This window comes from Martinezella rhizogenes, from assembly GCF_027460065.1.
Taxonomy (GTDB): Bacteria; Pseudomonadota; Alphaproteobacteria; order Rhizobiales; family Rhizobiaceae; genus Agrobacterium; species Agrobacterium rhizogenes_C.
Genome location: NZ_JAPYZZ010000021.1, coordinates 21,352 through 34,102, shown reverse-complemented (window position 1 = coordinate 34,102; position 12,751 = coordinate 21,352). Strand labels below are relative to the sequence as shown.

At 60.6% G+C, this 12,751-nt stretch carries 18 protein-coding genes; 3 read left to right on the top strand and 15 right to left on the bottom strand.

Annotation, left to right across the window (positions count from 1 at the left end):
- The first annotated feature begins 167 nt into the window (after nt 1-167).
- Entirely contained in the window at nt 168-857 is a 690-nt protein-coding gene (locus O8B93_RS23750) for a Crp/Fnr family transcriptional regulator (RefSeq protein ID WP_269712320.1), read from the top strand.
- A 72-nt stretch (nt 858-929) separates the two neighbouring features.
- On the opposite strand, the gene aidB is transcribed toward O8B93_RS23750, so the two are convergent.
- The 5 genes from aidB to O8B93_RS23725 all read right to left on the bottom strand — a co-directional run bounded on the left by aidB (nt 930) and on the right by O8B93_RS23725 (nt 4,508).
- Nucleotides 930-1,754, bottom strand: coding sequence for an AidB family quorum-quenching N-acyl homoserine lactonase (aidB, locus tag O8B93_RS23745; RefSeq protein WP_269712289.1), 825 nt, complete (start codon nt 1,752-1,754; stop codon nt 930-932).
- A gap of 3 nt (nt 1,755-1,757) precedes the next feature.
- Nucleotides 1,758-2,369 (bottom strand): urease accessory protein UreG, encoded by a 612-nt coding sequence (gene ureG, locus O8B93_RS23740; RefSeq protein WP_003520595.1) that lies wholly within the window; start codon nt 2,367-2,369, stop codon nt 1,758-1,760.
- A 255-nt stretch (nt 2,370-2,624) separates the two neighbouring features.
- Nucleotides 2,625-3,296, bottom strand: a complete 672-nt coding sequence (locus tag O8B93_RS23735; RefSeq protein ID WP_269712288.1) for an urease accessory protein UreF — start codon at nt 3,294-3,296, stop codon at nt 2,625-2,627.
- Nucleotides 3,297-3,299: 3 nt separating this feature from the next.
- Entirely contained in the window at nt 3,300-3,785 is a 486-nt protein-coding gene (ureE, locus tag O8B93_RS23730) for an urease accessory protein UreE (RefSeq protein ID WP_269712287.1), read from the bottom strand.
- A 186-nt stretch (nt 3,786-3,971) separates the two neighbouring features.
- Complete coding sequence (locus tag O8B93_RS23725) at nt 3,972-4,508, bottom strand: peroxiredoxin (RefSeq protein WP_010972294.1); 537 nt, start codon at nt 4,506-4,508, stop codon at nt 3,972-3,974.
- Nucleotides 4,509-4,730: 222 nt separating this feature from the next.
- Between O8B93_RS23725 and O8B93_RS23720 the strand changes: the two genes are divergently transcribed.
- Nucleotides 4,731-5,234: a hypothetical protein gene (locus O8B93_RS23720; protein ID WP_269712286.1), complete on the top strand. Its 504-nt coding sequence runs from the start codon at nt 4,731-4,733 to the stop codon at nt 5,232-5,234.
- Entirely contained in the window at nt 5,213-5,557 is a 345-nt protein-coding gene (locus O8B93_RS23715; RefSeq protein ID WP_269712285.1) for a hypothetical protein, read from the top strand. The genes O8B93_RS23720 and O8B93_RS23715 overlap by 22 nt, the downstream gene beginning before the upstream one ends.
- Before the next feature lie 18 nt (nt 5,558-5,575).
- Here O8B93_RS23715 and ureC read toward each other — a convergent pair whose 3' ends face one another.
- The 10 genes from ureC to urtE all read right to left on the bottom strand — a co-directional run bounded on the left by ureC (nt 5,576) and on the right by urtE (nt 12,693).
- Entirely contained in the window at nt 5,576-7,285 is a 1,710-nt protein-coding gene (ureC, locus tag O8B93_RS23710; protein WP_006699554.1) for an urease subunit alpha, read from the bottom strand.
- A 4-nt stretch (nt 7,286-7,289) separates the two neighbouring features.
- Entirely contained in the window at nt 7,290-7,934 is a 645-nt protein-coding gene (locus O8B93_RS23705; protein ID WP_269712284.1) for a Urease operon accessory protein, read from the bottom strand.
- A gap of 5 nt (nt 7,935-7,939) precedes the next feature.
- Entirely contained in the window at nt 7,940-8,362 is a 423-nt protein-coding gene (locus O8B93_RS23700) for a lysozyme inhibitor LprI family protein (RefSeq protein WP_269712283.1), read from the bottom strand.
- 3 nt (nt 8,363-8,365) lie between these two features.
- On the bottom strand, nt 8,366-8,722 hold the full coding sequence (locus O8B93_RS23695; protein WP_010972298.1) for a GFA family protein: 357 nt from the start codon (nt 8,720-8,722) through the stop codon (nt 8,366-8,368).
- Nucleotide 8,723: 1 nt separating this feature from the next.
- Nucleotides 8,724-9,029 carry an urease subunit beta gene (locus O8B93_RS23690; RefSeq protein WP_063948241.1) on the bottom strand — a complete coding sequence of 102 codons (306 nt, stop codon included), beginning with the start codon at nt 9,027-9,029 and terminating at the stop codon, nt 8,724-8,726.
- A 21-nt stretch (nt 9,030-9,050) separates the two neighbouring features.
- On the bottom strand, nt 9,051-9,308 hold the full coding sequence (locus O8B93_RS23685; protein WP_269712282.1) for a DUF1272 domain-containing protein: 258 nt from the start codon (nt 9,306-9,308) through the stop codon (nt 9,051-9,053).
- A gap of 10 nt (nt 9,309-9,318) precedes the next feature.
- A complete protein-coding gene (locus tag O8B93_RS23680) occupies nt 9,319-9,621 on the bottom strand; it encodes an urease subunit gamma (protein ID WP_269712281.1) in 303 nt (100 codons plus the stop codon).
- A 107-nt stretch (nt 9,622-9,728) separates the two neighbouring features.
- The gene (locus tag O8B93_RS23675; protein WP_269712280.1) at nt 9,729-10,583 is read right to left on the bottom strand and encodes an urease accessory protein UreD; all 855 of its coding nucleotides are present in this window, start codon (nt 10,581-10,583) and stop codon (nt 9,729-9,731) included.
- Nucleotides 10,487-11,743, bottom strand: a complete 1,257-nt coding sequence (locus O8B93_RS23670; RefSeq protein ID WP_269712279.1) for a CE1 family esterase — start codon at nt 11,741-11,743, stop codon at nt 10,487-10,489. The genes O8B93_RS23675 and O8B93_RS23670 overlap by 97 nt, the downstream gene beginning before the upstream one ends.
- Nucleotides 11,744-11,997: 254 nt before the next feature.
- A complete protein-coding gene (urtE, locus tag O8B93_RS23665) occupies nt 11,998-12,693 on the bottom strand; it encodes an urea ABC transporter ATP-binding subunit UrtE (RefSeq protein WP_142840511.1) in 696 nt (231 codons plus the stop codon).
- Between the last annotated feature and the right edge of the window lie 58 nt (nt 12,694-12,751).

Here is a 12,751-nt window from a genome sequence, read left to right as displayed (position 1 = left end):
TCGAAATCAATTCGCTTTTCAGGTGAACTGCTAGTCTCCCTCGCATCGGGAATTGCCGGTCGAGGAAAAATGCGATGAGTTCTTTGCAGATAGGCGTGAGGGAGAAGGAACTTCCCCGGTTTCGTATCGCTTCGGACAGCCCGGCAAAAGGTTTGAGCGGGAGCCGGATGGACGTGAACAAGACCGTGAAGCTGAGCAACAGGGACAGGAACATTCTGCTGCGCGCACCCCTGATCGGGGTTGCCGACGACGCGGCAGCGCTGAAGCTGATGGAGGCGGCGACTATCACCAACGTCAACGCCCGTCACGTCCTCTTCAAGGAAGGCGAAGCGGCGCAGCATTTTTATTGCGTGCTGTCGGGTTATGTCCGCCTTTACCGGCTGGACCGGCACGGGCGCGAGGCGGATGTGCGCGTCAGCGGCCCCGGCGATACCTTCAACGAATGCCTGATCTTCGGAAGCGACACCTATCGTTACAGCGCACAGGCGGCGGAAAGCTGCACCGTGGCGCGTTTCGAGCTGGCAAGAATCCGCAACCTGATCGATCAGGAACCGGCAATCGCCAAGGCCGTCATGCGCTGCCTTTCCAACAGCCTGCTGGCGACCATGGATTGCATCGCCAATGATCGGCTGCAGACAGCACCACAACGCGTCGCCCACTACCTCATCAACCAGGGCCCGCGGGATGCGACATCCTTCTCGCTACGGCTGCCGTTCCAGAAAAGCCTGCTTGCCGGCAAGCTCGGCCTCGCGCCGGAAGCGCTGTCACGCGCCTTCTCGGCACTGAAAAAGTCAGGCGTCACGGTGCGCGGCCGCATCGTCCAGGTCAATGACGTCGCGGCCTTAAAACAGATCTGAAAACACCGGGAGAGGACGAAGGGCGGGATGCCAGCCGGCAGCCCGCCCTTCTGCATGCCCGAAAACGGAAAATCAGCCCGGCTGCGGCACGAAATGGAAGCTATCGCCCTGCCGCTCGATGTGGAAAAATCCGCCAAGATGGCCGCCGGAAACCAGCCAGTCATGATCGGCCGCCTCGGCTAGTGCCGCACGGCGGGTCGCATAAGCAAGTTCGGAATCGATATCGTAAACGAAAGCTATTTCGGGATCGTCCGCTTGCAGCGCGCTCACATGCAGCACATCACCCCACAATAACAGTCGGTCATCGCCATTGCCGATGAGATAACCGGCATGCCCCGGCGTATGGCCGGGCATGGCGATCGCCTCGATATCCTCGGCAACCGTTCCCATGGGGATCGGCCGCAACACGGCGCCGCAGATATCGAGCAGCCGCGCCGCAAGATCGAAACCGCCCTGCCGGGCGGGCGGCAATGTCTTTCGCGCCTCCGCGCTGGAGAAGAAGGCTAGATCGGCCTCGGGCACCCATATCTCCGCATTGGGAAAATAAGGCCGGTCGCCATCGATGAGACCCAGCGCGTGGTCGCCGTGAATATGGGTGAGGATGACACGGCTGACATCATCAGGCTGAATTCCGGCGGCTATCATCGCCGGGCGGGCATGGCCATAGGCGGCGCCCCAGGCCGTGCCGCAACCGGCATCGATCAGCCACACACCATCGGGCCCGGACAGCGCAAAACAATTGACATCCACATCCACCGTCTCGCCCTCGAGGCCGGCGAGAACGACAGCCAGCGCATCCGCGCCCTGCCGGTGGATGAGATGGCCGACCGGCGCCTTGTAGACACCATCAACGAACCGGGACACGGCATAGGGGCCGAAACGCAGCACTGCATTCATGGCTCAGAGACCACCCTGCTCTTTCAGGAAACCGACGATACGATCGACGCCATCGCCCCGTTTCATATCGGTAAAAACGAAAGGCATGGCGTTGCGCATCCGCGTCGCATCGCTGTCCATCACGGTCAGATCGGCCCCGACGTAAGGGGCGAGATCCTTCTTGTTGATGACCAGCAGGTCGGAGCGGGTGATGCCCGGCCCGCCCTTGCGCGGAATTTCCTCACCCTGACAGACGGAGATCACATAGATGGTGATATCGGCAAGATCGGGCGAAAAGGTCGCGGCAAGATTATCGCCGCCGGATTCGATGAAGACCACGTCGAGATCGGGAAAGCGGGCATTGAGCCCGGCAATCGCCTGCAGATTGATCGTCGCGTCTTCGCGGATGGCGGTATGCGGGCAACCGCCCGTCTCGACACCGACGATACGCTCGGATGGCAGCGCCTGCATGCGCACCAGCGCCTCGGCATCTTCCTTGGTGTAGATATCATTGGTGACGACCGCGACGGAATAATCGGCGCTCATCGCCTTGCAGAGCTTTTCCGTCAGCGCCGTCTTGCCGGAACCCACCGGCCCGCCAATGCCGACGCGCAGCGGACCATTACCCGATTTCATCACTCTGTTCCCTTCACTATGCTTTGGTATTTCCTACCGTAAAGCCTTGGACCAACGCTTCAAGAGCAAGCAAGAACCGTGCCGCCAGTTTCTTCTCCCTGCCGGGGAGAAGGTGGCCCGAAGGGTCGGATGAGGGGGCTAGCTCTCGATCTATCTCTGCCCTCGCCCCCTCATCCCGCTGCCGCGACCTTCTCCCCGGCGGGGAGAAGAGACACGCGGCACCCGCTCGCTCCACCAATTATTATCAGGCCTCCCTCAGGAGCGGAAAAGCCGCGTGCCCTGTGTTTCATGACGCATCGCCGCCGTGTCAGCGATAACAGTGGCGCTGCCGAGGTCATCAAGCGTGGATAATGCCGCCCGTGCCGCGACCTCCGCAATCACCGCCTCGCTTGCGGCCAGAATGGCAACACCATCCTTTTGTCCCGCGACACCAAGACGGATACCCGCCGAAACGATCTGCGAAGCGCCAGCATGCAGAAAGGCCGCAAGCGTCTCGCGCAGCGGCACTCCATGTCCGGCAGCCACAGCGCCTATGGCGACGGGATAGGGAGCCTCCTTCGGCAATAGCTCGAGAACCGCATGCGGCCATGCGCCGGCAGCGGAAACGAAGGCATCTCCCAGAAGCACGGTCTCGCGATAACGTTCCGCCGAACCGGCCAGCGCGCGGCCGAGATCAGCCGCTTCGCCGAGCGCAACGGCATCCTGCGAGCTTCGCCAGGCATGCGCCAGAAACACCGCATCGTTCCACAGGCTGCCGTGGCGCAGCAGCGTTTCCACCCAGCCGCCCAAGCCGGCGGCATCGCGCACGCGCCCGTCCTCCACCGCCTTTTCCAACCCGCCGGAATAGGAAAAACCGCCGACCGGGAAGGCCGGCGACAGCCAGGCCATCAGCCGCAGCAGCGCGGCGACGCCGCTTTCCTCGCTCACGCCTCAGCCGTGGTCATGATGGTGGTGGCCGTGATCATGGCCATGGGAATGGCCACCATGGGCGTGATAGGCGCCCCGTGCCGGCTGGAAAGGTTCTTCCACATCCCGCACGGTGGCGCCGAGACCTTCCAGCATGGCGCGAATGACGTGGTCGCGCAGGATGAGAATACGCTCTTCCTCGATCTGCGCCGAAAGATGCCGATTGCCCAGATGCCAGGCAAGCTCGATCAGGTGAAGCCGATCCTTGGCCTTGATTTCGAACAGCTTTTCATCCGCCGCGCGAACCTCGATCAGATCGCCGTTCTCCACCACCAGCAGGTCGCCATGGGCAAAAAGCACGGCTTCTTTCAGGTCCAGCATCACCATCTCGTCATTTTGCAAATGCAGCAGCTTGCGGCGCAGATGCCGCTGGTCATGCGCCAGCGTGACGTAACCGGAGGGCTCGTCGCCGGGGGTTCCGGCCGGGTGATAGGAGGTGACGCGCAGCATGGGATGATCCGTTTCAGAAACAGTCTTGAGAAGGTGATTTTTGACGGATAGGCGGGGTGATTTCAAGCTGCGATTTCAGAAGGTTGAGACGGAGCTTGGAGAGGCCGTCGCGCGAGAAAGCAGCACCTCAGAAAAAAGAAAAGCCCGACATCGCTGCCGGGCCTTCAGAAAATCATGAAACCGAAATCAGGCCGCAGCGCGGCTTTTCAGGTTTTCGAGAATGTTCTGCGGCGAGGAAACGCCGTAGGGGTCGGATTCGCAATTGTCGGAATAACCCTCTTCCTCGAACCACTGCTCCACCAGACCGTCATTGATGACGGCGGCGTAACGCCAGGAGCGCATGCCAAAGCCGAGATTGTCCTTGGCGACCAGCATGCCCATCTTGCGGGTGAACTCACCGGAACCGTCAGGAATGACCTTGACGTTTTCGAGGTTCTGGCCCTTGGCCCAGGCATTCATGACAAAGGCATCGTTGACCGAAAGGCAATAGATTTCATCGACACCGAGCGCGCGGAATTCACCCGCCAGCTTTTCGAAGTCGGGCAGCTGATAGGTCGAGCAGGTCGGTGTGAAAGCGCCCGGCAGCGAAAACAGCACGACCTTTTTGCCCTTGAAATAATCGTCGGAGGTCATGTCCTGCCAACGGAAAGGGTTCGGGCCGCCAACGGCTTCATCACGAACGCGCGTGCGGAAAGTTACGGCAGGCACTTTTTTGCCGAGCATGTCTTGTCTCCTGTTCTGGCGTTTTACGTGGATCGCTTGGGATCGATCCACGCGGAATTCTTTTGCCGTTTCCATAACGCAAGATGCGCTGCGGTGCAGCATAAAAATCCGGCCTCAAAAGAGATTCGAACAGGCGGTTTTACCACCTGACACAACTATAAAGTATAGTTTACACAAATACACTTTTAAGTAATATTCCGCACCCAAAGGGAGATATAGAAATTGATTTTGAAAGACCGCGTCCTCAATCATCTCGACAGTACCCTCAGGGCCTATTTCGATTATAGCGACGGCCCGCAATGCTCCAACCTGCGTGGCTTCGTCGCCGGGTTGATAACCGATGTCTGCGAAAGACTGGATACCGAATTGCTGCGGAAGGTCGCGGAGAAGGTTGATGGCAAAAGTTTTGCCGAATGGCGATCCTGGTACATTGATGAGGCCGTGACCCTGCAGGCCAATGCCGTCGGCGCCTTCGCCCATCGTGTCATCGATGTGGAAACGCTCAGCCCCTCGGCGCTCAGCCGGAAAGTGCCCTGTGAACTTGGTTACAAACACGCGGATGAATTCATCACCTGCTGGCAGGAAACCTATGGAAAGCGGCTGGCCGAAAAGGAAAGGCTGCCTTCATCGAAAAAATTTCAGGACAAGCGTAACAGCCATACGGAGCCGCCCTACCTGATGAAAGATATCCTGGGGCTGTCCTGGTGGCGCAAGCGGTCGAAATGAAGGATGGCAACAAGGAATCGACCAAGGAAATGCTGGCGGTTTTCCGCATCATCGCCAGCGCCGGGCTTTCGCTGATCCTATTGTTGGCCACATTCAAGAACAGGACGCCGGACCTCTCCGATTGGCTGGTATACCCGGCTACCCTCTTTTTCAGTGCCTCGTTGCTGTTCTGTCTTTACCTGTTTCTGCAGACCATAACCTTGCTGGCCAGCGAGACGGACGCCATCATCGATCAACCGAGGATCAAAATCCCGGCGCTGGCGGCGATGGGGCTTTTCATGACCGGCATCGCGAGCCTGCTGGCCGCGCTCATTTGCATCTGAGCGCGGAGCAACCGTTCCTCAAAACAGGAAATAACGCTGCGCCATCGGCAGCACGGTCGCCGGTTCGCAGGTCAGCAATTCGCCATCCGCCCGCACCTCGTAAGTCTCGGGATCGACCTCGATATGCGGGGTGAGCGAATTGTGGATCATCGAGGCCTTGGAAATGCCGCCGCGCACATTCTTCACCGGCAGCAGCTTCTTGGCAACGCCGAGGCGCTGGGCAAGGCCACCATCCAGCGACGCCTGTGACACGAAGGTGACCGAGGAATTGGTGCGCAGCTTGCCGTAAGCGGCAAACATCGGCCGATAATGCATCGGCTGCGGTGTGGGAATGGAGGCATTCGGGTCGCCCATCGGCGCTGCCGCAATCGAACCGCCGAGCAGCACCATTTCCGGCTTCACGCCGAAAAAGGCCGGGTTCCACAAGACAAGATCGGCACGCTTGCCGACTTCGATGGAGCCGATCTCGTGGCTGACGCCCTGGGCGATGGCCGGGTTGATGGTATATTTGGCGATATAACGGCGCACCCGGAAATTGTCGTTTTCGCCGGTCTCTTCCTTCAGGCGGCCGCGCTGGCGTTTCATCTTGTCGGCGGTCTGCCAGGTGCGGATCGCCACTTCGCCGACACGGCCCATGGCCTGACTGTCGGAGGAAATGATCGAAAACGCGCCGATATCGTGGAGGATATCTTCCGCCGCAATGGTTTCCTTGCGGATGCGGCTTTCGGCAAACGCGATGTCTTCCGGGATGGACGGCGACAGGTGATGGCACACCATCAGCATATCCAAATGTTCGGCGAGCGTATTAACGGTATAGGGCCTCGTCGGGTTGGTGGAAGAGGGAATGACGTTCGGGTTGCCGCAGACCTTGATGATATCAGGCGCGTGCCCGCCGCCCGCTCCTTCGGTGTGGAAGGCATGGATGGTGCGGCCCCTGATGGCGGCGACGGTGTCTTCCACGAAACCGCTTTCATTCAGCGTATCGGTGTGGATCATCACCTGCACGTCATATTCATCGGCCACCGTCAGGCAATTGTCGATGGCGGCAGGCGTCGTGCCCCAGTCCTCATGCAGCTTCAGCGATGAAGCGCCGGCAAGGATCATTTCCTCCAGCGGTGCCGGCAGCGAGGCATTGCCCTTGCCGGCCAGCGCCAGATTCATCGGGAAGGCATCGAAACTTTCGATCATGCGCTCGATATGCCATGCGCCGGTGCAGGTGGTGGCGAGCGTACCATGGGCGGGGCCGGAACCGCCGCCCAGCATGCAGGTCACGCCGCTCATCAGCGCTTCCTCGATCTGCTGCGGGCAGATGTAATGGATATGCGCATCCATGCCGCCGGCAGTGAGGATCTTGCCTTCGCCGGCGATTGCCTCCGTCGAAGGGCCGACGATGATCGTCACACCCGGCTGCGTATCCGGGTTGCCCGCCTTGCCGATAGCATGGATGCGGCCGTTCTTCAGGCCAACATCCGCCTTGTAGATGCCGCTATGGTCGACGATGACCGCATTGGTGATGACGGTATCGACAGCCCCTTCGGCCCGTGTCGCCTGGCTCTGGCCCATGCCGTCGCGAATGACCTTGCCACCGCCGAATTTCACTTCCTCGCCATAGGTCGTGTGGTCCTTCTCGATCTCGATGAAGAGTTCGGTATCGGCAAGACGCACCTTGTCGCCAACGGTCGGGCCGAACATGCCGGCATAGGCGGCGCGGGAAATCTTGTAAGGCATGGGCTCAGGCTCCTTGGGACGCGGAGAAAATCGATATGGGAGAAATTCGTGTCAGCCGGCCCTCGTTTGAGAGGGCTTCGACCAGTTGTAGTTCGGCGGCAAAAGGATGACCGCTCCAGCCCTGATGGCCGAAACCGGCTATCGCCACCTCGTCACCATCGCCGCTCACGCTCTCGAGAACATGGGCAATGGCAAAAAGGCCGGTGCTGGGGCAAACGTAGGGCGCTGGCTCATAGGCTTCGAGCGCCACATCGAGCCTTTCATGCACAGCGCGTGGAATGACGATATGGCTCTTGCCGGTGTCCGCGGCGATTGCCGCAAAACCGGCGGTGTAATCGGCGCAGAAATCGGTCAGCTCCGGCCAGCGCGCGCGGATGCCCGGCTCCATTTCTGAAAACTTCGCGGGATCGCGCACCGACCATAGGGCGGTGGCCTGCCGCACGCCGCCGCTCTCGCGCCAGTCACGGCCTCCCGTCATCTCCTGGCCCGGCCGCCCGGTATTACAGACAGCCACCACATCCGTGCGGCTGCCGCCGGCGCCCAGCGACCGGCAATCATTAAAGCGGATGACAATGTCGGAAAGATCGATGAAACCAGCCACACCCGGCGGCAGTTCCCCGTTTCCGACAATCATGATCCGCCGCCCCATGCCGTTCAGAAGCCTTCCGACAACTGGCGCAATTCATCGGCGCGCTTGCTGCTCATATCGGCGAGGCAGGAAGCGATCAGCATCGGCTCCATCGTGCCGCCACGCGCCTGAAAACCGGATAGCGCGCAGTTGGCATCGCGAAAAGCCACCCATGCGCGCTGGGCCGTCACCAGAGCGTCGGTCGCACCCTTGCTGCTTGCGTCGGCCGTCTTGTCGCGCTCGGCAAGCTGCTTGCGAAGCTTCTGATAGGCGGCGTTCAGATCCTTGTCGGCCTTTTCATGATCCTTGCCGGCGCAGATGGTCATATCCGCCTGCGTCTGCGGCGACTTGCAATCGGGCTCGGTCTGTGCGGCGACCGGCATGGAGATGCCAGCAGTCACGCTGAAGAGGATGGCCGCCATGACGACGTTATTTCGGGTCATCGCCATCGCTCAAGCCGCCGCGCCGTCAAAAGCCTGCGATTTCAACGCCCTTGGATCGACGCCGTCGAGACAATTGGCGTTGACCGCCACCATGGGCGTACCGTCAGGCCCATCGGCATAGGCAAAGCTTTCAATGCCGCAGGTGGAGCAGAAAAAATGATGGATCTTGTGTTTGTTGAAGAGATACTCGCTCAGCTTGTCCTCACCGGAAAGCAGGGTGAATTTCTCCCGCGGCGCAAAGGCGAGCGTGGAGCCCAGACGCTTGCAGCGTGAACAATTGCAGATGACGGTATGGTCGAGATCGGCATCGACCTCGAAGCTGACGCTGCCGCACTGGCAGCTTCCATGATAATGCGCCGTCGCCATTTCATAACCTCCCCATGACCTGTTGACGGAAACCATAAACCTCACGCTTGCCGGACAGCGGCACCAGCGTCACTTCCCGCTTCTGGCCGGGCTCGAAACGCACCGCCGTGCCGGCCGGAATATCGAGACGCATGCCGCGCGCCTTGTCGCGGTCGAACAGGAGCCCGGCATTGGTCTCGAAGAAATGATAGTGGCTGCCCACCTGCACCGGCCGGTCGCCCGAATTGGCCACCTCGATCGTCACCGTCGGCTGGCCGGCATTCAGTTCAATGGTGCCTTCTGCGGCAATGATTTCGCCTGGCTTCATGGTGTTTCCCTTGTTTCTGTCTCAGGCGGCAGTCGCGGCCGCGCAGCCTTCGGCCTTCAGCACGCGCTTTATGGACGCCGGATTGGTGACGAGTTTCACTGCCGGGCGCACCGGCCTGCGAACCAACTCGCCTCCGCAGTTCGGACAGGCGCCTTTGAGTACATCCGTCACGCAATCGGCGCAGAAGGTGCATTCGAACGAGCAGATCATCGCATCCCGACTGTCGGGCGCAAGATCGCGGTCGCAGCATTCGCAATTGGGCCTCAGTTCCAGCGCCATGCCACCCTCCTCACCGGATCGGTTCGTGAACGGTCACCAGCTTGGTGCCATCAGGAAAGGTCGCTTCCACCTGCACGTCATGGATCATCTCGGCAATGCCATCCATCACCTGATCGCGGGAAATCACATGCGCGCCGGCTTCCATCAGATCGGAAACGGCGCGGCCATCGCGGGCACCCTCGACCACGAAATCGGAAATCAGCGCAATCGCTTCGGGATAGTTCAGCTTCACGCCACGCTCCAGCCGGCGGCGCGCCACCATGGCGGCCATGGAAATCAAAAGCTTGTCTTTTTCTCTTGGGCTAAGGTTCATCGTCGTCCCGCAGCTTGGCATCCGCTCCGCAAAGCTGCTTTGCGGGAGATCAGATCCGACATTTGACAGACCCCGAAGGATGCCCGTCACGAGGCGATCCGAAGGGATTACAGATTCCAGACTTTCGGCACTGGCGCGCCGTTTCGCAAGAGCGAAATGATCGGAAAAAGCAATTTTCTGAGGGAGAAACCGTCCGCCGCCGACACCCGCACGACAAGCTTGCCCTGCCATTCGCTGGCGCCGCCGCTTTCACCGGCAATAGCCCGGATTTTAGGCAGAAGCGCCTCGGAGAGAGGCCCGATATAGAGAAGCGTCGCAAAGGCCACCTGACCGGCCAGAACCGCCGATTTCGCGGTCAGCTCCGCCACCTCGCCCTGAAGCAGAAGTTCCTCCGCATGCACCAGCTTGCCCCCGTGGCGAATGCGCCACCGGTCGCGGAACAGGCCATGCGTCATCGCCTCGCCCATGGCTTGGCGGCCGAGCAGCACGGCTTCGACGGCGATGAATTCGGAGGAGGCGTCGAGATCGGCTTCCAGCCGGCGGGTCAGCGACGCCCGGTCGAAGAGGATGGTTTCCTGCGGCAGCCAGTGTAACCGCGCACCCGGCCCGGCCGAAACGCGGGCAGTGACGGTGGCTGTGCCTGATGATGCCTTATAGACCTTCTCGCAGGCCTGCGTTGTCACGACAAGCGAGGTGCCGGCACCGGCAACCGCCTGCCATTCGATCTCGTCTCCGCCGGTCAGGCCGCCGGAGGAATTGATGAGAATGGCTTCGGCTTCGTTTGAAAAGGTGTCCGGCAGGCGGATTTTGGCACAGCCTTCCTGGAACAGCTCGTCCAGCCGGCTGCGCCCTTCAACCGCCTTGGTTACAACGCGTCCTCTGCCACGGGCGCGCTGCTGCCGGACAGGTTGTTGAGCGTCTTCACAACCGGAAGGGCCGATGGCTTGCTGTTGCTGCTGCACGCGGTCTCCGATGTACTTGCGGAAGCGGACGCGGCCTTGGCGCCACAGTCCTTCTTGACGACGGCGTCCACCACCATCTGCCCTTCCGTGTTGCGGAAGAAATCCCACATTCTTTCGGCCGCATCAACCGTGCGCGTCACTTCGCCTGTGGGCATCTTGCGCTCCACGGCGGGTTCGGCCTTCGGCGTCTGCTCACCGCCGGGTTTGCGGGTAACGACGGCGCTCGCGGCCAGCACTTCCGCTTTCATGGTGGCGCGCGGCCAGGCATGGTCCCAGTTTTCGATGACATAGGACTGGATGCGCGCACCAGCCTTGCAGACATCGTAAGAATTAACGGTGAAGCTCTCGCCCACCTTGCTTTTGGCAGCACCCTTGCAGCCGTCCATCTCGGCCCAGCGTTTCAGCGCCGTCTCGCCGCCATATTGCCAATAGGATTTGCCGCCGCCCTGATAGGGGTTGGCAGGATCCTTCAAGCCCGCAAAGGCGATGATCGACATCGGCCGCGCCGGCTGGCAGCTGGCCACATCCGGGCTCCACTTGCCTTCGGTCTCCAGCGGATAACCCGCGCGCAACGAGGCGACGAAACCGGCGGCGGTGAAATCCGCGTTGCCGCTGCAGATGAATTGCGACAGCATGCGCCCGCCGCCGGAATAACCGGAAGCGTAAAAGCGCTCTTCATCCACGCAGAACTTGCCCTTGACCATGTCAATCGCATTGCGAATGAAACCGACCTCATCCAGCCCGCCGGGACGCGTCGTAACGCCCGGCACGTTCCAGGCATGGGTGCCGGGCAATTCGCCGTTCAGACTGCCGGCCAGCGCCACAACCATCAGACCATCACGCTCGGCCAGCTTGTCCCAGCCGCTGCGGTTCAGCTGACCGTGCGGATTGCTGTTGGAGCCATGGAAATCGAATACCACCGGCAGCGGCTTTTTTCCGTCATAGGCGGAGGGAACAAAATAGACGCCGTCGCGTTTCTGCCCGTTAGAGAGAATGGAAAAATCATGCCGGCCCGGCACCATGCCAGGTCCGGGAAGCTGACCGCAGGTCGATGCCGACGCTGCGACGCCGGCGCTCGCGCACATTGCAATGCCCAGAACGAGGGTGCGGGCGGAGCGGAAGAACCGGGTAGCCCGGCCAATTGCAAAGTCTGGATTCATTGACACGCCTTTATTGGCACTATGTCCCCGACGATACGTCGGAGGTGCATGGAATGTAAGGGATCAACTGTCGCGGCGTGCGAATAGACTTTTCCTGTGTCTCGCATGCAGCATTTGCGCTGCCAATATCACAGGCTTTTATTCAACGAAATGCTAAAATTGCGCATAAAAGCCATGCAGAGGCGCATAGGCTTTCAAAATATTAATCGGCCGTTTGCACGCCGTGATCGGCGCGCAGCATTTTTAGTCTCGATTTATACTGTCAGATGACGCCGCGCTTCCGGTGTATCCAGCGTTTCGGCCAGCCCCTCATGCACGATTTCACCGCGGTCCATGATGTAGACATAGTCGGCAAGCTCGCGGCAGAAATCCAGATATTGCTCGACCAGCAGGATCGCCATGCCGGTGGAATCGCGCAGATATTTGATCGCCCGGCCGATATCCTTGATGATCGACGGCTGGATGCCCTCGGTCGGCTCGTCGAGGACGAGGATTTTCGGCCGCGTCACCAGCGCCCGGCCAATCGCAAGCTGCTGCTGCTGGCCGCCGGAGAGATCGCCGCCGCGCCGCGACAGCATGGATTGCAGCACCGGAAACAGGCTGAAAATATCGTCCGGGATGAACCGTTCCCTGCGCGGCAGCGGCGCATAACCGCTTTCCAGATTTTCCTGAACGCTGAGCAGCGGAAAGATTTCACGCCCCTGCGGCACATAACCGACACCGCGCTTCGCCCGCTGGTAAGGCGCCAGCCCATCCAGCGCCGCACCGCCGAAACTGATCGTCCCGGCACTGGTGGCCTGCTGGCCGGTGACGGCGCGCAAAAGCGAGCTTTTGCCCACGCCGTTGCGACCGAGGACGCAGGTGATCTTGCCCATCTCTGCATTAAGCGAAACGCCGCGGAGCGCTTGGGCTGCGCCGTAGTGGAGGTTGATGTTTTCGACTGTCAGCATGGTGCCACCTGTAGCTTCATCGGGGAGCGGATTGTGGATCCTCGGGTCAAGCCCGAGG